Raw genomic sequence first — 21509 nt, forward strand, 5'->3', positions numbered from 1 at the left:
TTCAAGGGGGAGAAAAATGAGAAAACGAATTTTTAGTAAAAAAGCGACTACGATTGCACTAGGACTAGCACTTACAATACCAGCCTTAACACCTGCAGCTGCGGCAGGGAATGGTCATGTAACCATTGACTCTGTAAAATTTAATGGGATGGAAGCACCGAAAACAATTGACGACATGGTTAAAACTTATACAAATGCCTCAATGGATGTGAAGTATAGTAATGGGCAAGTGAAGAACTTTCCGCTTTCTTATAAGAGGTTATTTAAATCTGAGGATAAAGTAGCCATTAACAAAGGGAAGTTGATTCCTGCAGGTACACCAATCGATGTAAATGGTGACCCTATTATGGATACAAGTGTGGAAGGAAATCCTACATATTATGTTTCAGATGCACCCGATTCCAATAGTTTATTGAATCCAATTCATGGACAACAATACATGGTCACACATTATGAATACCAGACAATTGATGCTGCAGGAAAATCAGCATACGGTATTGTTCCAGCGTCAATGTCATTATCCAAACTAGAACAAGATAAAGAAACTGGGGAATTAACACCAACATCAGTTAAGAAAATTGACTTTTCTAGCGTAAATGGACTTTGGATACCATGTAACGGTTCTCTTTCACCATGGAATACCCACTTAGGTTCTGAAGAGTATGAGCCAGATGCTCGCAGTTTTGAATTACCAACTTCCTCTACCAGAACACAAGTTGAAAGCTTTGCTAAACTTTATTTTGGAGACAAGTCAAAGGCAAATCCATATTTTTATGGATTCATTCCTGAAATTAAAGTAGATAAAAATGGAGAAGCTTCTGTTGCAAAACATTATAGTATTGGCCGTTTTTCTCATGAATTAATGAAGATGATGCCTGATCAGCGTACAGCATTCTTTGGAGACGACGGTTCCTATACAACGATGTTTATGTATGTAGCCGATGAAGCAAAGGATCTTACAGCAGGTACACTATATGCAGCGAAATTCCACCAAACAGGTACTGAAAATGGCGGAGCTGGTAATTTAGAATGGATTAAACTTGGCCATTCTAGCGATAAGGAAGTTAAAAATATCATCGACAGCGGTATTAAATTCAGTGATATTTTTGAAACATCTGATGTTCCGAAAGAAGGCTTCAAAGCAATCAAGCAATATTCTTATGGGAAAACTGAATACTTAAAACTTAAGCCTGGTATGGAAAAGGCAGCAGCGTTCTTAGAATCCCGCCGCTATGCCGCATTACTTGGAGCTACATCAGAATTTAACAAAATGGAAGGTGTAACCTTAAACGAGAAGGATAAAAAAGTCTATATTGCTATTTCTGATCAAAGTAATGGTATGTTGGAAAATGCATCTGACCCAGTGGATGATATGAAACTTCCAAAAATTAAATCAGGTGTAACGTATCAATTAGATTTAACTGATGGTCAAAAGGATTCCACAGGTCAAAAGATTAATAGTAAATATGTTGCGGTTAGTATGTCTGGTTTAATCGCTGGCGAAGATATGCCATCTGCGGATGCTTATGGAAATACAGCAGACGTAAATTCTGTAGCTAATACCGATAATTTAAGCTATTCTGAGGCCTTGAGAACATTATTTATTGGTGAAGATAGTGGAATGCATACGAATAACTTTGTCTGGGCTTATAATGTCGATACCAAGGAACTATCAAGAATTTTATCAGTTCCAGCTGGAGCGGAGTCAACTGGTTTATTTGCTGCAGATAACCGAAATGGCTTCTCTTACATCATGAGCAATTTCCAGCATCCAGGTGATGAATTAGATGGTAAGAATATCACTGCTGTAGATAAAAATGAATTAAAACAAGCAATGGAGAAAGAAATAGGCATTGATCGTACTGGTGGAGTAGGTTATATATCTGGGCTACCATTTGTTGGAGATTTGCAAAATACTAATCGCGATGTAAAAAGTAATAGCCAAAAATAATTATATCGAGATAAAAATTTTATTTAATAAACTCCGGTAATCAATGATTACCGGAGTTTATCATTAAATGACTAGTGAAAATTCTACATTTTAGCCTCACCAAGGAGTGTTTACGTGAAGAAACGAACTATAATGATCATTTTTTCTGTTTTTTGCTGTTCAGCGGCGTTAGCATTTTTCATCTTAGGTGCCAAATTGAAAGCAGCACCAGTCCCAACCAAAAGTGAAACTAAGGTGTTTCATTTATATGTAGCAGATATGGAACAGGAAGTATCACAAGGTACAACGCTTTATTCATGGGGATTTGGGTTGTGGGATCCGAAAAAAAATGCTCCAGCATCTCCTCCGAGTGTCCCTGGACCTGAACTTCGTGTCAAAGAAGGCGATCATGTAAAGGTCGTGTTTCATAATCAACAGCAAGAAATGCATACGATTCATTTTCACGGGATCGACAATAGTTTTGCAGGGGATGGGACACCTGATATGAGTCAACATCCAACCATGAAGGGAGAAACATTTACCTATGAATTTGATGCAAAACATGCCGGTACCTATTATTATCACTGTCATGTGGAACCGGATAGGCATCCAGAAATGGGTTTATATGGGGCTTTTATTGTGGAGCCTAAGCAACCAAAATATAAGACAGATGGGGAGTTTACACTACTCCTAGCAGAAAGAGACCCACTATTAAGCTTGTCAGAAGGAACCGAAGCTAATCAATATGTTGGTACAGCAGCTGAGCATTTACACCTGGAAGGGGACTATGATACAACCGAACGAAAAGCTAAATATTACACGATAAATGGTAAAGTGGATCCGGAAATACCCGCTATCCATGTAAAAGAAGGTGGTACCTATTTGATTAGGTTAATCAATGCGGGTTCAGAAGTCCATACCTTTCATACCCATGGTCATCATTTTCAAGTGGTTGCTTCTGATGGAAGAGATATCTCCCATCCAATGACTAAAGATTCGATTACCATTGGACCTGGTGAAAAATATGATTTATTGTTAAAAGCCGATAATCCTGGTATTTGGCCGATTCATTGCCATATGGGGCCGCATGATACACATGGTATGCATATGATGATGGTCTACGATGATTACCATGACAAAATGAATCATGGGAATATGAATCCAGTAAGTGATGTAAGACACCATTTTGCATTGTTGAAAGAATATCAATTTGATAAGAAATATGTTGCGATGAAACCAGAGATGAAGGATATTGTCCAAGGAATACAAGATTTTTATAGTATCTCATCCGATGCTCACTTTGAAGAGTGGACAGCCCTTGACAACGCTGCTGCCACTGTTAGCAAGCAATTAAATAGCTCACCAAATCCTGAAACTTTAAAGAATTCAATCAATGATCTTGAACAAAAGATCAATACTATGGATCAAGCGCTACAAGCGGGGGATCCGAGCTAATTTATAAAAAAATATAGTCGTGAAAAGAACTCGATTGAAAATCGGGTTCTTTTTTTGGGGGGATAAAAAAATAACCTTAAGGGAAAGGTTATAGCGATAGTTAGTAAATTTGTTTAATACCTGATAACCGGATGGAATGCAGGACTTCTTTTTCGTCTTTTAAAGAAAGTAATTGTTCTTTAAGATTTAAACAATAAACACTTCCTTTTAGGGTCTTTAAAGCTCCATTTTTATAATAATCAATTGTAAGTAATCCACCTTGTGCCAACTTTTGTAAAAACATTTTAGCAACCTCCTATTTAGTAATACATTTACACTAATCATTATACGAACTGTATTTTAAGAGGAGATGAAGCAAGTGTTAAATAATTATTAACATGTTGAGGAAGTTGTAATTAATGTAAAAGATAGAAGTTGTTGAAAAATATAGGCTAATAGTTTTAGTTAAAAAGATAGAATTTTATTTATTTTAATTTTACATATATCTACATAGAGATTTACATGAAATATAGAAGAGATTAATAAAAGAAGAGTATTCTTTAAATTGTATTAAAGAAAGGGGAGAAGAGGTATGTTAAAAAAACTTAGAAAAAAGAAAAGGCTGCTTGCTGGTCTTACATTAAGTACCGTGTTATTGGGTTCAGCCGGGGCGTACGCCGCACAAGAAAGTGGGTTTGGAAGTAATTTAGTAGGTAATCAAGCAGATGGTTCGGTACAAACACCTGTGAATCAATTGATTACACCAGCAGGGAAGCAAATCGAATTCGGTGGTAACCCGATTACGGTTACTGTTAATCCAAATGGAAAAACAGCTGTAACAATTGTTGGACGCAACAATTACGGTGGTAAGGGGATTAATGTTGTTGATCTTGCAACAGGAAAATTGACTGTCAAAGATTTATCTTTAGGTCTTTCTAGTATGTGGGGATTAGCGTATTCGAAGGATGGAAATCAGCTATATGCTACAGGATCTACAGGCGGAAAAGGTAAGGTTGTGGTTATGTCTGTTGGTGCAGATGGAACTCCTGCTATCCAAAAAACTTATACTCTTCCAACTCCAGCTGTTGGCGGAAATATCAACCCGCTCGATCTGGCGGTTGGACCTCAAGGCCAGCTTTTAGTAGCACTTAACCGAGACAACAGCCTTGGAGTCATGGATCCACAAACTGGTGCTTTAACAGCCAAAATTGCAGTGGATAATGCTCCAACAAGTATTTTAGTAGATGGAAATACAGCTTACGTTACCAACCAGGGCGGAAGAAAACCGAAGGCTGGAGATACAACTGTAGACTCTTCTGGAACACAAGTGGTTGTTGATCCACAAACAGGTGCTACTTCAACAGGAACTGTATCCGTTATTGACCTTTCTACCAACACCGTTACTAAAACGATTGAAGTTGGCGTACAGCCAGAGCGTATGACGCAGTCAGGCCAATACATATTTGTAACCAATACAAATAGTGACACAGTATCAGTTATTGACTCCAAAACCAATACTGTTGTTCAAACGATTAACATTGAACCATATCCAGACGCTCATAAAGGTTCGGCTCCAAACGCTGTGAAAGTAATTGATAATAAATTAATGGTCAGCCTTGGCCGCGATAACGCGATTGCGGTTTATGATTGGCAAGGCCCTGATAAGACTCCTGAATTGCAAGGTCTATTACCTACTGCTTGGTTCCCTGTTGATATCGCAGTAGACAATGAAAATAAAAACTTAGTCGTTGCAAATGCTGATGGTATTGGTTCACAAGGTCCGACGCGTGATTTAACGATTCAAGGGGTCAAAGTAACTGGACACTCTTCTTATGCTCAGGTTGGATCGTTATCATTGATTCCATTTCCTTCAACGGAAGACCTTGTTAAAGGAACACAGAAAGTATATTCAAACAACAACTGGTATGGCATAAAGAACCGAAATGCGGAGGCACGAAATAACAAAAAACCAGTTGCAATGCCAGAGCGTATTGGCGAGCCATCTACTATTAAACACGTATTCTATATTATAAAAGAAAACCGTACGTATGACCAAGTTCTCGGAGACTTAGGAAAGGGCAATGGAGAAGTGGGATTAACGCAGTTCCCAAGAGCTGTTACACCAAACTTCCACAAATTAGCAGAAACTTATCCACTATTAGATAATTTCTATGTTTCCGGCATACAGTCTGCAAGCGGACACCAGTGGGTTATGCAGGGAACGAATAACGACTATGAAGATAAAGAAACCGACGCTGCGAACGTCCGCAGTTATCCGGGCGGTGCAGGAGACCCAATGGCATATGCACCAACAGGCCATTTATGGGATCAAGCTATTAAACAAGGTGTATCGGTAGAGAACTTTGGAGAGGACACGACCGGATTTACAGGACCAGAAGCATTTGGAAACTGGACGGATTGGTATAACGATTACAAAATCCTTTCTGGTGAGAAACAAGGTACTCTTCATGTCCCAGTTGGAGATTATAAGGCAACCTATGACATTCCGTCACTTGGACCAATCACCTATAGTCCATTCCCAACATTCGACACAAATATACCTGATCAATACCGGTTCGAAATATTCAAACAGCAATTTGAAAAACATGTAAAAAATAATGATTTACCAGCACTAAACACGATGTGGGTCATGGATGACCATACAGCAGGAACTGCTACAGGTTCCCCTACACCACAGGCTATGGTGGCTGATAATGATTTAGCGGTTGGTAAAATTGTGGATTTAATCTCCCATAGTCCATACTGGAAAGACTCCGTCATTTTTGTTACAGAAGACGATGCACAAAACGGATTGGATCATGTAGACGGTCACCGTGAGCCAGCTTATGTCATCAGTCCTTGGGTGAAGAAGGGGATTACTAATAGCCACTATTGGACTGTTATCAATATGATGCGGAGTATTGAGCAGATTCTAGGGCTTGCTCCAATGAACCAGAACGATGCCGCTGCCGAACCAATGAGCGAAATCTTTACTAATGAACCAGACTTTACACCGTACAATGTTGAACAAAATCAAATTCCACTCGACACTTTGAACGGTCAGCCGAATGCAAATACCGCAGCGCTTGCCAACACAGAACAAGTGACACCTGAGGCGAAGGAACTTTCAAAAAAATGGACGGAATGGTCTAACAAGAATAAGGACAAGTTCACGGGTAAACATGCGTCACCAGATGAAGTGAACGCCAATATGTTAAATCATGCTGTTTGGTATGCGACGGAAGGCTTTGATAAACCATATCCTGGTGATAAAAAAGCCCATACACCGGAAGAGGTAGAGCAGCAGCCTGAAAGCTTTGCTCCATCACCGGCTGAAAATGATTAATAGTTTTCATTTACTATTTTAATAAGGATTGCTGGAAAGGTATGTAGAAACACAATAATAGCTATCCGTGAGGATAGCTATTGTTGTTAATACTGGCAGTATTTTTTACTATGCCCATTGTGGTGGGGGGAGTTACAGGTTAAAAGATTTAGACTATCCACCAACGGCACCATCAAAAAATTAAGTGATTCGTTACTTTTTATTACATATTAAAGGGGGAACGTTTTCAGGCTTTACTTTGCCTGGATAAGTTGATATGAAACGATTAATAAATGAAACAATGAAGCGTGCGATTTTGATTATAACCTTAATTGGTCTGATACTTGTATGGGGTGGGATGTCTGCAAGGCAGATCCAGCGGGATTATTTACCGGAAATTAATAATTCTACCTTATCGGTGACCGTCCGTGCAGATAATTATCAGGCTGAGCAAGTAAAAGCCGAGATAACAGGACCGATCCAGCAGGCAGTCCGGGTAGTTGAAGGTCTAGAGGATGTGGAAACAACTTCATTTAATGGCGGGGCACTAATCAGTTTGAATTTTCCAATGAGTTATAACATGGAACAGGCGGAGGAGCAGGTTTCAAAGGCCTTAGACACTATTAAACTACCGGCTGGGGCAGAAAAACCGTTAGTCACACGTCTTAGTACCCATTCCATGCCGATTATTCGTATGAGTCTAATGGGGTCTTCTGCCGATCTTACAGAAAATACACTTCGTACGGCCATTCAAGAGGATTTTGTTAATCGATTAAAAACCGTTCCAGGGGTAAAGGATGTGCGGGTATCAGGAGGTGGAAAAGCGGGATATTCTGTTACGCTCAGGCTGGAGGATTTAAAAAAGGCCGGATTGACTCTTAACGACGTAAAGCGTTCACTAGCAGAAAATTACATAACTGGATTAGAGGGAAAGGTATCGAATAATCAGGTATCCATTCCAATTCAAGTAACGGGCTGGGGGTTCAACCAACAAGACCTCATGCAGCTTCCTATTAATAACGGAGAAGGCAAAACCGTTCCGCTTTCGAATGTGGCCGACATCTCAAACTCCATTGTGGATCTGGAGACCATCTCAAGGACGGACGGAAAACCGAGTGTTCTTGTAGATGTGTTGAAGACTTCTTCATCCAATATTACGGATGTCTCCAGTCGGATAAAAAGTGCAGTGAAAGATTTTCCTGCATTAAAAAATAAAGATATCCAAGTTTCCATCCTTTTTGATCAAGGCAAGCAGGTTAATTCATCCTTACTGGGTCTGATCAAGGAAGGTTTATTAGGTTGTTTATTTTCAATGATTTGCGTGTATTTGTTTTTCCGTAAAGTCCGTTCCACTTTATTAATTGCGATCTCTCTTCCCATCTGTCTATTAGCTACAACTGGCATATTAAAAACAATGGGAATAAGCCTCAATCTTCTTACCGTTTCGGGACTTATCGTTGCGATGGGCAGAGTGGTCGATGACTCAATCGTGATTCTTGATAATATGAATCGGAAAGTTAATGAGTCGCAAGGCAAAACCAGTGTTCAATTGCTAACGGATGCCGTGTGTGAGATGATTCCAGCAATTGTTTCCTCCACTGCTACCACAGTGGCTGTATATGTTCCGATTGCCTTAATCGGTGGTTTGGTGAGTTCAGCGTTTTCTGGATTTGCCTGGTCAGTTGTGATTGCTTTGATTATTTCATTACTAGTAGCCATTTTGGTAGTTCCTGTTCTTTACAACTTTTTTTGGAGAGGAAAGCCGACTTCAAGGGATGATGATTTTGAGCAAGTTTCCCCAAAAATTTTAACCTGGGTGTTTGAGCACAAGAAAATGGTTGTATCCGCATGTTTTACATTATTTTTAATTGCTTCGGCAGGTGCTGCCTTTCTTCCAGTGAATTTTTTACCTACGGCAGGCAATACTGGTCAGATTGGTGTACAAGTAGAAATGCCGCAAAATACCTCTTTAACTGAAGTCGACTCTGAAGTGAAAAGAATCGAATCTCTTCTGGTAATTAACAAAAAAGTCAAATCCTTTTCTTCAGGGCTGGGTTCATCCTTCGTTCCCCAGTCTGATGATGTATTTGATGCAGGTGGTGGATGGCTTCAGAAACCAAACATAGCTAATTTGTCGATCATGGTAAAAGAAGGTACTAATATAAATGCGTTTATCTCAAGTCTACAGGAGCAATTAAATTCATTATCTAGTAAAGCGGTCTTCACAGTATCTAATCAAAATATTGCAGGGGACGATTCTCAGTTAAACATCAATCTATCGGGTGCTGATAGCCAGACGCTAGAAACAATAGCGCAAACGATACGAAACGAACTAAAACTTGTTCCTGAATTGTCTGTACAGGGGGCTGCTGATACCGATGACCATTCCACTCAGTATGTGATCACCCTTAATCGAAAAGCTATTGAACATTATGGAATAAAACTTGATGATGTTTTAGAACGTATACAGCAATATACCGTTGACGGAACAAAAGGGGTTATTTCCATTAATCAAAATACCTACCCGGTTGTGATTCATACTAATAAACAGAATGGGAACTCAGAGGATATTTTCTCGTTGCTTGGAAATGAAGTTTTCGTAAATAGGGAAAACCAAAAAGTGACCTTGCAGCAGCTTGCTCTATTAGAGCCTGCTGGAACATCGGTGATACAAGAAAAGGACGGAAAACCATATTTTGTAATTACCTCTAGTATCATTTCTAATGATATTGCAAAGGTGACGAAACAAGTTAAGGATAAACTTAAGAAAATACCCCTGCCAGAGGGTGTCAACTATTCTTTTACAGGTGCTCCCGAGCAGGTCTATCAAATGATTTATGAAATGACAATTGCCTTATTTTTCTCTATTTTACTTGTTCTTATGATTATAAGCGGTGTTTTTCGGGGATGGAAGGCACCCCTTTCCGTTTTAATATGTATTCCGTTAGCTTTTATTGGTTCTGTATTCGGAATGTTTATTTTTGGGCTCGAATGGAATCTAGCTGCATTAGTAGGATTACTGATGTTAACGGGAATTGTGGTAACAAACGGGATTGTTCTAGTAGATAAAATTGAGAGGAATCTCGCTAGCGGGCTGGAATTAAATGTAGCGATCCAAAATGGAACAGTAACAAGAGTCAGGCCTGTCTTAATGACCGCATTGACAACCATTTTAACTTTGATGCCTTTAGCCCTTTCGGGGAGAGGGGACAGCATTATTTCTCAGACACTCGGAGTAGTAGTGGTGGGAGGGATGTTCAGTTCCACACTAATTTGTCTAGTAGTCATACCAATCGTTTATCAGTGGTTAAGTGGCAAAGTGAATCATTCAAATATCAAACAGAATCAAGGAATATCAGCATAATGATTTAGTTTAATTCAAACAATGATGAAAAAGAGAGGAACTGGAGCCTCTCTTTTGCTTTATTTAGAAAACCTATAATCATTTGAAAATAGCAAAATGCGACATTTTACAAAACCTTTACATTCAATTCAAACTGGGTTAATAAATATCTTTTATATTAATAACTGTAAGGCAAACAAAATAGATTCATAAATTGATATGAATCAAATAGGGGGAAATCAAGCAAATGAAACGTTTCAAAAATTTAAGCCTTCTTACATTATTTGCCGCAGTAATGGTATTCATGGCTGCTTGTGGAGGCGGAACATCAACAGACAAAACAGAAGGTAAAACTACCACTACCAAAACGGAAGAAAAGAAAGAACTTTCTGGGTCATTAGCAATTTCAGGTTCGTCTGCAATGCAGCCGTTAGTAGCAGCAGCAGCTGAAGAATTCATGGCTCAAAATCCAAAAGTTGATATTCAAGTCCAAGCCGGTGGATCTGGTACAGGCTTATCACAAGTAGCTGAAGGTTCTGTTCAAATTGGTAACTCTGACGTATTTGCTGAAGAAAAAGATGGCATCCCAGCTAATCAATTAGTAGATCATCAAGTTGCCGTTGTAGGTATTACAGCAGCTGTTAACCCTAAAGTTGGCATTAAAGATATTTCAAAAGAAGATCTAATCAAAGTATTCACTGGCAAGATTACTAACTGGAAAGAACTTGGCGGAAAAGACCAAAAGATCGTACTAGTAAACCGTCCTGACTCTTCTGGTACACGTGCAGTATTCAATAAGCTTGCGCTTGATGGAGCAACCCCAGCAGAAGGTATTACAGAAGATTCTTCAAACACAGTTAAAAAGATTATTAATGAAACAGATGGCGCTATTGGTTACCTTGCTTTCTCATATTTCACTGATGATAAAGTAACACCTCTTTCAATTGATGGTGTAGAAGCAACTGATGAAAATGTACAAACTGGTAAATTCCCTGTATGGGCGTACGAGCACTCTTATACAAAGGGTGAACCTACTGAGCTTGCGAAAGCGTTCCTTGACTTTATGATGTCAGATGATATTCAAAACAATCTATTAAAGCAACAAGGATATCTTCCTGTAACAAAAATGCAGGTTGAGCGTGATGCTAAAGGAAACGTAACAAATAAATAATATCTTAGTTCGGAAAGGTAAGTGCAAGTGGCACTTACCTTTTCATGTTGTTGTCGAGAAAGGGGATTTTCTCGGCAATTTTTGTCTCTACTAACGGGTCCTCTTTATTTCCGCTCTAGACAATTGCATTCCATGGGGATGTCCTGGAACATCCTTAGCGCATTGGTACCTGCTAGAGTACATGGGGCAGTGGAGATTCCGCAGGAGAGCAGAAATGAGGAGAGGAAGTTCCCCGACACGCGCCTAGAGGGCAATCAACAGACTTGTGCAAAGCCTAAAATATTAGTAATAATAACTGAATAACTCGGTGGATTGTTAGACAGAGACTTAATTTAATAAACACTATCGAAAGTTTTTCGATAGCCTGAAAAAAGGTAAGTGCAAGACTACAATTACCTTTCATTTGTAAATAATGTGAACGAAAGAAAGGTCATTGAGTTTAAACTCAATGACCTTTCGATTACAATTGAAAAATTATTTATATGTATTCAAACAATAATCAATTGCTCCAATATAACCCATTTTGGCTGATTCAATCATTAACTCATATGCTTCTTCAAATCTTAACTGAGTTTCAAGTAATGCTGCAAGATTTAACGTGGAAGCAGGATGACCTAAATTAACTGCATCTTTATAGTAGCTTTCAGCTTTTTTTAAATCTGGTAAAATGTCTGAATAGCCAAATTGATAGATCTTACCTAATGCACCTAATGCTTCTATTTCACCCTGAGCTGCAGCCAAGTTAAGAGAAAGAAGTGCTTGATTAACATCCAAAACTACACCTAACCCTTTAAGATACATTAACCCTTGATAATAGTGAGCACCTGCATGACCCAGTAATGCAGCTTCAGTAAAGTGTTCAAAAGCCTTTAGGTAGTCTATTCCAATCCCTAACTGGTCACTTCCAGAATAATAGTGTTTCCCCATTTCAAACTCCGCAAGAGGAAATCCTTTTCTTAAAGATTGAGTTAAAATCTCTAATGCCTCAAAAAAGTTTTTAGCTTCAAATAATTTTTTATATTGATTAAAAAGATCTTGTGGATTGTTTTTTTCTTCAGGAACATGATCAGATTGGAGCATTTTATTTAAGTCACTATTAATTTTAGTTTCATCCATTTTCAAATTATTCCCTCCTGGTAGTCTGTTAAATTGATTGTCTGTTTAAAGTAAATGATATGGGAACCGATTTGTCTACATGTGAACGTTGTCTAATATAGTAAATTAGGTAAAGGAACATCCCTTGTATATACTAGTCTTAGATACACAAGGGATGCCTAATTAACTTGAATAAAATGCTGTCTAATCCATAACTAACTATTTTTTTATAATCGTTAGATAAGGACTGTATCTCTTTTTTCTTGGTGAATTTCATTTTCAGCAACTTCCCACCAACGGTATGAACTTGCTGAATGTAAATCTGCAGCCGTAGAACCAGGTGTCACATCGATTCCTAATTTAACTATATCCACTGCGTTTTCATCATCAATAAAGTTAGAACAAATCCGGTAAATATCGTTAAAATCAGCAAATGACATGATCAGGACCTCCCTTCTAAAAAGGTAAGGGAATTGAAATATATTCCATATTCCCTTTAACCTTATTATAAGACAAATCAATTCCCGAAATCGTGAACTTATTTTGAATCTTATAATAATTCAGAAAAGGGTTGTCCACTTTGTCTATTGAACTTGAATTTTATTAAATATTTTCAACAATAGTTGCTACCCCTTGGCCACCACCAACACATAATGTAGCTAACCCAAAACGGTCTTCACGTTTTTTCATTTCATGAATTAACGAAACCAAAATCCGCGCACCGCTGGCACCAATAGGGTGTCCTAAGGCAATTGCACCGCCATTAACATTTAACTTTTCTTTATTAAAATGTAATTCACGGTCTACAGCAATGGCCTGTGAAGCGAATGCTTCATTTGCTTCAATTAAGTCGATATCTTCTAAAGATAATGAAGCGTTATTAAGAGCTTTTTTAACTGCTGGAACAGGTCCGATACCCATAATACTTGGATCAACACCAGCAACAGCATTAGCTTTAATAACTACTAATGGTTTAAGCTGAAGTTCTTCGGCTTTTTTGCGACTCATAACAACTAAAGCAGCAGCACCATCATTAATTCCTGAAGCACTACCAGCTGTAACTGTTCCATCCTTTTTAAACGCTGGACGAAGCTTTCCAAGGCTTTCTGCAGTTGTACCAAATTTAGGAAACTCATCCTGGCTGATGACGCTTACTTGACCTTTTCGGCCAGGAACCTCAACTGGAACGATTTCGTCTGCAAATCTATTTGACTCAATCGCAGCTTGTGCTTTTTGTTGGCTCCATGCTGCAAATTCATCTTGCTCACTTCGTGAGATTTCATATTTTTCTGCAAGATTTTCGGCAGTTACACCCATGTGGTAGTCGTTCTCGGCACACCATAATCCATCCTTGATCATGCTGTCTAGAATTTTTTGATCTCCCATCTTATATCCATTGCGACTGCCTTTTAACAAATGTGGTGCTTGACTCATATTTTCCATTCCACCTGCAACAACTACATCAGCTTCTCCGGAAAGAATAGCTTGTGTTGCCAAGTGAACTGCTCTTAAACCAGAACCACAAACCATGTTAATAGAAATCGCTGGTGATTCTTGAGGAATTCCTGCTGCAAGGGAAGCTTGTCTTGCTGGGTTTTGTCCAGCGCCAGCTTGTAACACATTTCCCATAATTACTTGATCAACATGATTAGGAGTTAAACCAGCTCTTTCAACGGCAGCTTTAATTACTGTAGCACCAAGGTCCCTAGCTGAAACATTTTGTAAACTTCCTAAAAAATTTCCAATTGCTGTTCTAACAGCACTTACAATTACAACTTCGTTTGTTGACATTTCATACACTCCCATAGATGTATTTTATACTATGTATAATTTCCTCTCATATGATACTACAGATAAGGACAAGTTTTATCAGTAATTCTTCGACAAATTCAGTGAAATTGCATCCTTAGAGAGATAACTTTTGGCTATCAATGATCGTTTTGTGGGAAGGTTTCTAGTGGCGGAAAATACTAAGAAATTAGTAAAATCTGAATAATAATTGCACATTTGACTTCCGAAAAGAAGGTATGTGATGAGGAGGGGAAATTGTTGAAAATTAGCGAATTTTGTAGAAATAATTATTACTTTCTAGTAGTCTTTTTCTAGACATCATTCTTGGATTTCGACAAAAACATGTTTAATAATCTAGAAATAGTTAAAAATTACATTTTAATGACTAATAATATATTTCATAACTCGGATTTTTCGGTTCAAAAAATACTATTCTTCTATTACTTTATTTTAAAGGGTGATATCTCTTTGCAAAGGTGGATAGAGAACTACTTCAAGTAAAGACATTAAATGGAAAGGGATTACTTCGAGTCGCTGTAAATGCCGATTTTTTATCCATTTCTGAAAATGTTCAATCGGTTGGCACGATAGGTCTAAGTTCACAACTTTTCAACTTGGAGAACAATCATCAACCATGTGAAAAAGCAGTATTTATTCAAGGTTAAAAAAGAATTATTGAGAGCATATTAATAAGAAGAAAATGGGAATACGTGGTCCTCTTTACCTGAAAGGAAGAAGAGGACCAGGTACTCCAATTGCTGGTAATAAATGATGTACCAGCGTGGGTAACAGCCCTTCTAGAGTGTCTAAAGATATCCTTTGTATTGGTTTTTCTTTGGGAAAACCATGGCATTGAGCCAGAAACATTGAAGTTTTTAGAAAGTGAGTCCCTATTGTACAGATGTTTCAATTCTAGAAGTAGGGCGTTTTCTCCGAATGCGGTTCGCCAAAAACAGATATTGATTAAATGACCAAACCTCCATCAACACTTAAAACAGTTGCGTTAATATACTTTGCATCATCAGAAGCCAAGAATAGATAGGCAGCTGCTATATCTTCTGGTTTCCCGAGTTTTTTTAGCGGGGTCTTATCTCTCATATAATTTAGAACCTTATCAGGTACCGCGGCAGTCATACCAGTTTCAATGAAACCGGGTGCCACAGCATTGACTCTAATCCCTTTAGGGCCAAATTCCTTTCCCCAGCTTTTGGTTAAGCCAATTACCCCAGCCTTTGTCGCAGCATAATTCGTCTGACCAATGTTTCCATATAGTCCAACAACAGAAGAAGCGTTAAGGATTACACCTGAACCTTGTTTTAACATGATGGGGGCGACAGCTTTTGTGCATTTGAATACCCCAGATAAATTAACAGAAATAACCTTCTCCCAATCTGATTCCTCCATCTTTGTCAGAAATCCATCAAGGGTTATTCCTGCATTGTTGATTAAGACATCAATTTTTCCATGCTTTTGAACGACGGATTGAACCATTTCTTGGATCTGTGAACTATCAGTTACATTGACTTGATAGAATTCAATCTTTTCATGATTTAATTCCTCTAGAGCTTTTCTACCAGCAGATTCGTCATAATCACATATAACAACATTGGCCCCTTCATTTAAGAATTTTTTTGCTGTTTCCTTTCCAATTCCTTGTGCTCCTCCAGTAATTAAAACAACGCTTTCAACAAATTTCAAACTTTCCACCTCTTTTTGTTAGATTTAGTAATCCACCTAAATTCATTAAGAGAAAAAAATGCCTTTTGAAATTGTGTCAAAAATGTGAACAAAAAAATGAGTTAGAGAAAGGTATTTGTCGATTATTGTTGAAAAATAACTTTTCTATCACCACCAAACATTCAAACACTCAATAATAAACAATCGCGACTTGGTAAAAATTATTCAAAACCTAGCAGAAATAGAACAAAGGAAAAATTATCCACCTGTAATTTTTAGTTTTGAAAGCGCTTAAAACGTTGTGGTTGAGCGGTTTTATAGTTTAATAAAAATTTCTATATATGTAATTTACAGAAGGCTAGAATTTTGTCGGAATTTGCAGTAATATTTTTTCATAATTTTTAATGTTTGTTCTTTATTTGTTTGAATGTTGTATGTATGATTAATTTGTCGATAAAAAGCGTAAGGAGGAATTATGTTGACGACAAATTTTAATGTTTTTGAAGCTTGGAAGGATCTTTATAACCAAACTAGTAATCTTTATGATGAAAAAATCATGGAGTCTTTTCCTTCCCAAGGAATCGGACAATTATTGGACGTGAACTTACAATTTAAAAAATGGCTTGACGAAACAACAGAAAAATATTTAGAGCTTGGGAACATCCCTTCACGTAAGGACCTTGCAAATTTATCTGCTCAAGTTGTTAACGTCGATGCTAAAGTTGATAGCTTAGAAGAGCTGCTCGAGGACAAACTGGAGGGCACTGACAATCAGGTGTCTTTTAAAAACGAATTATCTGACTTAAAAGCTGAAATGAAGAATCTGGATAAAAAACTTAACCAAATTTTAACCGCTTTAAAGTCTAAAGAATAATTACATACTTACAACTATGGGGGATGAAAATCATGACTAATTTAAATGGAAAAGTAGCAATCGTAACAGGTGGAAGCAGAGGAATTGGAGCAGCTATTTCATTGGAACTTGCAAGACAAGGTGCAAAAATTGTTCTTAACTATGTTTCACGTGAAGAAATAGCAGAAAAAATGGTCGCTGATATTAATGAAATCGGCGGAGAAGCTTTTGCGGTTCGGGCGGATGTATCCAATACTGAAGAAGCAGCACATCTTGTACAAGAAGCATACAATAAATTTGGTAGAGTAGATATTTTAATTAATAATGCAGGTATTACAAGAGACAGTACCTTCAAAAAATTAAGCGCTGAGGATTGGAGAAAGGTAATTGATGTTAATTTAAACAGTGTTTACAACACAACATCTGTTGCCTTGCCATACCTTCTTGAATCTGATGCGGGACGAATTATCAACATTTCATCCATTATTGGACAAGCTGGCGGATTTGGTCAAACTAACTATGCTGCAGCAAAAGCGGGATTAATTGGTTACACAAAATCGCTTGCACTTGAATTAGCGAAATCAAATGTTACGGTTAATGCCATTTGCCCAGGATTTATCGGCACAGAAATGGTACAGGCTATTCCTGAAAAAGTTCTAGAAGGAATTGTAGCAAAAGTTCCGCAAAAACGTTTAGGTAAACCAGAAGAGGTAGCTCGTGGGGTTGTTTTCCTATGTCAGGATGGAGCCTATATCACTGGACAGCAGCTTAATATTAACGGCGGACTTTACATGTAATTGTCATGAAGAGACTTTTCTCTGTATATAGTAAATAACGAAATGAAGGAAGGAGTGAACAATATGAGCTTAGTTGGTGAAAAAGATTGGGATACGTTATTAGATTTATTTCCTGAAGAATATGGAAAGCAAGTGAAACGGGTTGTGAAGGCAACTCAAGTGTTAACAGTTGACCCTCAGCCAGAAGTAGCCCCTACTCCTAAAGAAGTAGTTTGGACTAAGAATAAAACAAAGCTCTATCGTTATATTTCAGAAAAACCAAAAAAGCATAGAATTCCATTATTAATGATTTATGCTTTAATCAATAAACCATATGTTTTGGATTTAACTAAAGGCGGCAGTTTAATCGAATATCTAGTAAATAATGGGTTTGACGTCTATCTTCTTGATTGGGGTACACCAGGATACGAAGATCGAAATATGAAACTAGATGATTTTATTATGGATTATATCCCGCGTGCAGTTAAAAAGGTTTTGAAAACATCTAAAGCTGATGAAGTGTCTATTCTTGGTTATTGTATGGGTGGTACCATGACATCAGTGTTTGCATCCTTATTCCCTGAATTACCAATTCGAAATCTAGTTTTTATGACAAGTCCATTTGATTTTGCGGATTCAGGTGCGTATGGCGAAATGTTAAATGAAAAATATTTTAATATTGATAAAGTAGTAGATACCCTTGGGGTGATTCCACCTGAAATGATTGACTATGGAAATAAGTTGATTAAACCTATGGGTAACTTCTATGGGCCATTTGTAAGTTTAGTAGATCGTGCGGATAATGAAAGATTTATTAAAAACTTCAAACTTCTGCAAAAGTGGCTAAACGATGGGATCCCATTCCCAGGCGAATCATATCGTCAGTGGATTAGAGATTTTTATCAGCAGAACAAGCTGATTAAAGGGGAGCTAGTTGTTCGTGGCCGGAAGGTTGATTTGAAAAATATCACTGCAAATGTACTGAATTTAGCAGGACAAAGTGATTTAATCGCTCAGCCGCATATGGTAGAAGCCTTAATGGACGCTATTTCAAGTGAAGACAAACAGTATAAAAATTTACCAGTGGGTCATACTTCGATTACTTTTGGTAGCCAAGCTTCCAAAATTACATACCCAACTATTGGGGACTGGCTCGCTGAACGATCTAGCTAAAATTAAAATTGAAAAAATATTTTTCTTAAGTGAGTGTCTTTGGCACTCACTTATTTTTTGATGATTATTCAATATGTAGAGATAACTTTAATCAATTCTCAAATCATTAAGGAATAAAATATTTATTACAAGATTAATATGAAATTTACATTATTCCTACTTTACTTATGGGATTAATTGGGTTAAAATTTAGAGAATAAATTAAATGATACTTAGCTGATTGGTCAACCAAAGGCTTCTCAACGCAAATGGCGTTGAGGAGCCTTTTTTATTACTTAATGGATATTCTATAAGAAGGGGGATTAGGAAATGAATATTGATAATCTTGAAGCTTTTATGTATGTGGTTCATTTGGAAAGCATTCATAAAGCAGCAGAAGCTTTGTTTTTATCTCAACCGACGGTTACCGCCAGAATTAAAACACTAGAGCAGGATCTCGGGATCGATTTATTTTTACGAAAGGGGAGAAGTTTAACATTATCAGAGGAAGGTAAAGCGTTTATACCTTATGCAGAGCAAATTATCCGTACGTATCAACAAGGGAAGAAATTATTAAAAAGGGAAGAGCATCCAGAAGAAATCGTCATTGGGGCAAATATCATTACATCTCAGTATTTTATGCCTTATGCTCTTCCCCTCTTAAAGAAGGCACATCCCGAACTTCGGTTTAAATTTATTTCAGCACCAAATGAGGTACTCCTTGATAAACTTTTACAGAAGCAGCTTGATATTGCCTTCATGAAAGATGTTTCTCATCGAGGGATTCAAAAGAACCTTCTATTAAACAATACTGTGAAATTAGTTGTTTATCCAGGACACCCATTTCAGTTTCAAGAGACAATCTCTGTTCAAGAATTAGCCAATGAACCGATGGTATTTTTTGAATGTGGTGCTTTCGATTGGAATCGTGTTTATCATTTATTTGAAGTTGCAAATATCGAACCAAAAATCGAATTCCTTGTTGATCACCTCGAAGTGGCCAAATCGATGATATTAAGCGAAAATGGCATCGGATTTTTACCATCCTTAAGTATTATAGAGGAGCTGCAACAGGGGAAACTTATCGAGATAGATATTTCTCATCTATTTGAAATAAACCAGCCTATTTTTGCCGTTCATTTAAGTAATGGTTTTGCTTTTCAAAAGGAATGGGATGATTTTCTTTTATCTGTTCAAGAGTTCGAGAATGGCAGTGTTTTTTCAATAAATTAAAATGATTAATATATAAAATAAATTTTTCTATCAGTCAACTTATTGTCTTCCTTATTTCAGTAGTGTTAGGATTAATCTCAATACTAACCTATTAGCATTTCAATAAACGATTTTTAATACTTTAAATCCGACTATTCAAGTGAGTATTCTGGGTTTTAAGTTTTACAAGGAGGTTGTAAAGAATGAAAGCAAAAAATGTATGTGATGAGTGGTCATTTATTAAAACCAAAAGGGATCATACCTTTAAAACCTATAAATATCTCAATTTGCCTGATTTACATTTTTTTATATGGTGTAATCAACAATATAGAGTCAATCGGGGAATTTACAATATGATAGATCAATGGCTTTATGAATATGGTATGGTTAATATCCACAACCGTAGAATTCATCTTTTAGCCTTTTTAGATTCAGTAAAAAGTGAGTTAAACGAGCCACATCAATCAAAATTTCTAAAATTTGGTCATGGAGGTCTTTCAAAAAGGCTAAATGACTTTATAAAGGATAATGGATAGAGGTTTCGATGATAAATTTTATTAATCAAATACTGCTTTTTTCCTATCAACGAAAGTATTGCTAGGTCCATATTTTCAGTGATAGGATAAAAAACAATCAATAAAATCCTACTTTACAAATGAGTTAAGTCGGAATAAAAATGGGGGAAACTACAAATGAGTTACAAGTTAAGTATTTTAGATCAAAGTCCGATTTTTCCTGGAACTACTGCATCTGATGCGTTACAGCAAACAGTATTACTAGCGCAAAAGGCAGAAGAATGGGGGTACACACGTTTTTGGGTTTCTGAACATCACCATGCCAAACAATTAGCTGGTTCGTCACCAGAAGTATTAATTTCGAATTTATTAGCTCAAACTTCAAAAATTCAAATTGGATCGGGGGGTGTAATGCTCCAGCACTATAGTCCTTACAAGGTGGCTGAAAACTTTCATGTATTATCCAGCTTGGCACCTGGTAGAGTCGATCTAGGGGTTGGGAAAGCACCAGGCGGACTTCCATTATCAACGAAGGCGCTTCAGTTTGGGACCAATAATGACGGGCAGGATTTTTCAGAACGGCTATCCTTTTTGAAACAATTAATTGAAGATTCTGTCAGTGATGATCATCCTCTTGCAGGTATCCAAGCCACACCTATTCCTGAGACAAAGCCTGAAATTTTTTTGCTCGGTGCAAGTACTAATAGTGCCCGTCTTGCAGCTGAGTTAGGAATATCTTTTGTATTCGCTAAATTTATCAATAGTGATGAACGGGTACTAGAAGAGGCAGCGAATCTGTATCGAGAAGGTTTTCCGAGTGGAAGATTAATTATTGCCCTAGCCGTTGTCGCTGCAGCTACGCAAACTGAAGCTGAACAGCTAGTGGGGAATAGAAAAATAGTAAAAGTCCACCTTGAAAGCGGACGTTCGGTGACGGTACAATCACGTGAACAAGCCGAAGTGTTTGGGAATCAATCGGGTGAAGCCTATGAAATATCCGAACACGAAGCAGATATTATTTTAGGAACACCTGCATATGTAAATGAAATTTTTACACAACTTCAACAAAAATATCGGGTGGATGAATTTATTTTACATACACCAATCGAACAAGTGGTCGAAAGATTTCAATCATTCCAGCTGTTAAGCCCTTTATATTCTGCTAATAAAAATATTCAGCCTATTAATAGTTAAATTCATCCTAGTAAACATAACAAGTCTTCATTAAAAATCCG

General features: G+C 37.4%; 17 protein-coding genes. 12 read left to right on the plus strand and 5 right to left on the minus strand.

Annotated elements, in window-relative coordinates; genetic code table 11:
• The first annotated feature begins 16 nt into the window (after nt 1-16).
• Together JOC76_RS08660 and JOC76_RS08665 are read left to right on the plus strand one after the other, a co-directional pair.
• Nucleotides 17-1951, plus strand: coding sequence for a PhoX family protein (locus tag JOC76_RS08660; protein WP_205177193.1), 1935 nt, complete (start codon nt 17-19; stop codon nt 1949-1951).
• A gap of 114 nt (nt 1952-2065) precedes the next feature.
• Nucleotides 2066-3385 carry a multicopper oxidase family protein gene (locus JOC76_RS08665; RefSeq protein WP_205177194.1) on the plus strand — a complete coding sequence of 440 codons (1320 nt, stop codon included), beginning with the start codon at nt 2066-2068 and terminating at the stop codon, nt 3383-3385.
• 100 nt (nt 3386-3485) lie between these two features.
• On the opposite strand, the gene JOC76_RS08670 is transcribed toward JOC76_RS08665, so the two are convergent.
• The gene (locus JOC76_RS08670) at nt 3486-3668 is read right to left on the minus strand and encodes a hypothetical protein (RefSeq protein WP_205177195.1); all 183 of its coding nucleotides are present in this window, start codon (nt 3666-3668) and stop codon (nt 3486-3488) included.
• 288 nt (nt 3669-3956) lie between these two features.
• Between JOC76_RS08670 and JOC76_RS08675 the strand changes: the two genes are divergently transcribed.
• The 3 genes from JOC76_RS08675 to JOC76_RS08685 all read left to right on the plus strand — a co-directional run bounded on the left by JOC76_RS08675 (nt 3957) and on the right by JOC76_RS08685 (nt 11203).
• Nucleotides 3957-6710, plus strand: coding sequence for a bifunctional YncE family protein/alkaline phosphatase family protein (locus JOC76_RS08675; RefSeq protein WP_205177196.1), 2754 nt, complete (start codon nt 3957-3959; stop codon nt 6708-6710).
• Nucleotides 6711-6966: 256 nt separating this feature from the next.
• Nucleotides 6967-10053, plus strand: a complete 3087-nt coding sequence (locus JOC76_RS08680) for an efflux RND transporter permease subunit (RefSeq protein ID WP_205177197.1) — start codon at nt 6967-6969, stop codon at nt 10051-10053.
• Nucleotides 10054-10279: 226 nt separating this feature from the next.
• Nucleotides 10280-11203, plus strand: coding sequence for a phosphate ABC transporter substrate-binding protein (locus JOC76_RS08685; protein ID WP_205177198.1), 924 nt, complete (start codon nt 10280-10282; stop codon nt 11201-11203).
• 474 nt (nt 11204-11677) lie between these two features.
• Here the strand turns inward: JOC76_RS08685 and JOC76_RS08690 are convergent, their stop codons facing one another.
• The 3 genes from JOC76_RS08690 to JOC76_RS08700 all read right to left on the minus strand — a co-directional run bounded on the left by JOC76_RS08690 (nt 11678) and on the right by JOC76_RS08700 (nt 14089).
• The gene (locus JOC76_RS08690; RefSeq protein ID WP_239557637.1) at nt 11678-12319 is read right to left on the minus strand and encodes a tetratricopeptide repeat protein; all 642 of its coding nucleotides are present in this window, start codon (nt 12317-12319) and stop codon (nt 11678-11680) included.
• Between the two features lie 215 nt (nt 12320-12534).
• On the minus strand, nt 12535-12738 hold the full coding sequence (locus JOC76_RS08695) for a hypothetical protein (RefSeq protein ID WP_205177200.1): 204 nt from the start codon (nt 12736-12738) through the stop codon (nt 12535-12537).
• Between the two features lie 163 nt (nt 12739-12901).
• A complete protein-coding gene (locus JOC76_RS08700) occupies nt 12902-14089 on the minus strand; it encodes an acetyl-CoA C-acetyltransferase (protein ID WP_205177201.1) in 1188 nt (395 codons plus the stop codon).
• 476 nt (nt 14090-14565) lie between these two features.
• On the opposite strand from JOC76_RS08700, the gene JOC76_RS08705 reads away from it, so the two are divergent.
• Complete coding sequence (locus JOC76_RS08705; RefSeq protein ID WP_205177202.1) at nt 14566-14754, plus strand: hypothetical protein; 189 nt, start codon at nt 14566-14568, stop codon at nt 14752-14754.
• Nucleotides 14755-15052: 298 nt separating this feature from the next.
• Here JOC76_RS08705 and fabG read toward each other — a convergent pair whose 3' ends face one another.
• The gene (gene fabG, locus JOC76_RS08710; protein ID WP_205177203.1) at nt 15053-15787 is read right to left on the minus strand and encodes a 3-oxoacyl-[acyl-carrier-protein] reductase; all 735 of its coding nucleotides are present in this window, start codon (nt 15785-15787) and stop codon (nt 15053-15055) included.
• A gap of 457 nt (nt 15788-16244) precedes the next feature.
• Here fabG and JOC76_RS08715 point away from each other — a divergent pair, with 457 nt between their 5' ends.
• The 6 genes from JOC76_RS08715 (at nt 16245) to JOC76_RS08740 (ending at nt 21468) form a co-directional block, all read left to right on the plus strand.
• Nucleotides 16245-16640 (plus strand): hypothetical protein, encoded by a 396-nt coding sequence (locus JOC76_RS08715; RefSeq protein WP_205177204.1) that lies wholly within the window; start codon nt 16245-16247, stop codon nt 16638-16640.
• A 32-nt stretch (nt 16641-16672) separates the two neighbouring features.
• Entirely contained in the window at nt 16673-17416 is a 744-nt protein-coding gene (gene phbB, locus JOC76_RS08720; RefSeq protein ID WP_205177205.1) for an acetoacetyl-CoA reductase, read from the plus strand.
• Between the two features lie 63 nt (nt 17417-17479).
• On the plus strand, nt 17480-18568 hold the full coding sequence (phaC, locus tag JOC76_RS08725; protein WP_205177206.1) for a class III poly(R)-hydroxyalkanoic acid synthase subunit PhaC: 1089 nt from the start codon (nt 17480-17482) through the stop codon (nt 18566-18568).
• A 309-nt stretch (nt 18569-18877) separates the two neighbouring features.
• Nucleotides 18878-19780, plus strand: a complete 903-nt coding sequence (locus JOC76_RS08730; protein ID WP_205177207.1) for a LysR family transcriptional regulator — start codon at nt 18878-18880, stop codon at nt 19778-19780.
• A gap of 182 nt (nt 19781-19962) precedes the next feature.
• Nucleotides 19963-20295 carry a hypothetical protein gene (locus JOC76_RS08735; protein WP_205177208.1) on the plus strand — a complete coding sequence of 111 codons (333 nt, stop codon included), beginning with the start codon at nt 19963-19965 and terminating at the stop codon, nt 20293-20295.
• 156 nt (nt 20296-20451) lie between these two features.
• The gene (locus JOC76_RS08740; protein ID WP_205177209.1) at nt 20452-21468 is read left to right on the plus strand and encodes an LLM class flavin-dependent oxidoreductase; all 1017 of its coding nucleotides are present in this window, start codon (nt 20452-20454) and stop codon (nt 21466-21468) included.
• Nucleotides 21469-21509 lie beyond the last annotated feature (41 nt).

The organism is Neobacillus cucumis (assembly GCF_016908975.1).
In the GTDB taxonomy this organism is placed as follows: domain Bacteria; phylum Bacillota; class Bacilli; order Bacillales; family Cytobacillaceae; genus Neobacillus; species Neobacillus cucumis.

Coding starts and splice junctions, on each gene's coding strand:
- JOC76_RS08685 (WP_205177198.1), top strand. CDS start 10,280: ATGAAACGTTTCAAAAATTTAAGCCTTCTTACATTATTTGCCGCAGTA.
- phaC (WP_205177206.1), top strand. CDS start 17,480: ATGAGCTTAGTTGGTGAAAAAGATTGGGATACGTTATTAGATTTATTT.
- JOC76_RS08700 (WP_205177201.1), bottom strand. CDS start 14,089: ATGTCAACAAACGAAGTTGTAATTGTAAGTGCTGTTAGAACAGCAATT.
- JOC76_RS08670 (WP_205177195.1), bottom strand. CDS start 3,668: ATGTTTTTACAAAAGTTGGCACAAGGTGGATTACTTACAATTGATTAT.
- JOC76_RS08680 (WP_205177197.1), top strand. CDS start 6,967: ATGAAACGATTAATAAATGAAACAATGAAGCGTGCGATTTTGATTATA.
- JOC76_RS08740 (WP_205177209.1), top strand. CDS start 20,452: ATGAGTTACAAGTTAAGTATTTTAGATCAAAGTCCGATTTTTCCTGGA.
- JOC76_RS08660 (WP_205177193.1), top strand. CDS start 17: ATGAGAAAACGAATTTTTAGTAAAAAAGCGACTACGATTGCACTAGGA.
- JOC76_RS08730 (WP_205177207.1), top strand. CDS start 18,878: ATGAATATTGATAATCTTGAAGCTTTTATGTATGTGGTTCATTTGGAA.
- JOC76_RS08690 (WP_239557637.1), bottom strand. CDS start 12,319: ATGGATGAAACTAAAATTAATAGTGACTTAAATAAAATGCTCCAATCT.
- JOC76_RS08675 (WP_205177196.1), top strand. CDS start 3,957: ATGTTAAAAAAACTTAGAAAAAAGAAAAGGCTGCTTGCTGGTCTTACA.
- JOC76_RS08735 (WP_205177208.1), top strand. CDS start 19,963: ATGAAAGCAAAAAATGTATGTGATGAGTGGTCATTTATTAAAACCAAA.
- phbB (WP_205177205.1), top strand. CDS start 16,673: ATGACTAATTTAAATGGAAAAGTAGCAATCGTAACAGGTGGAAGCAGA.
- JOC76_RS08695 (WP_205177200.1), bottom strand. CDS start 12,738: ATGTCATTTGCTGATTTTAACGATATTTACCGGATTTGTTCTAACTTT.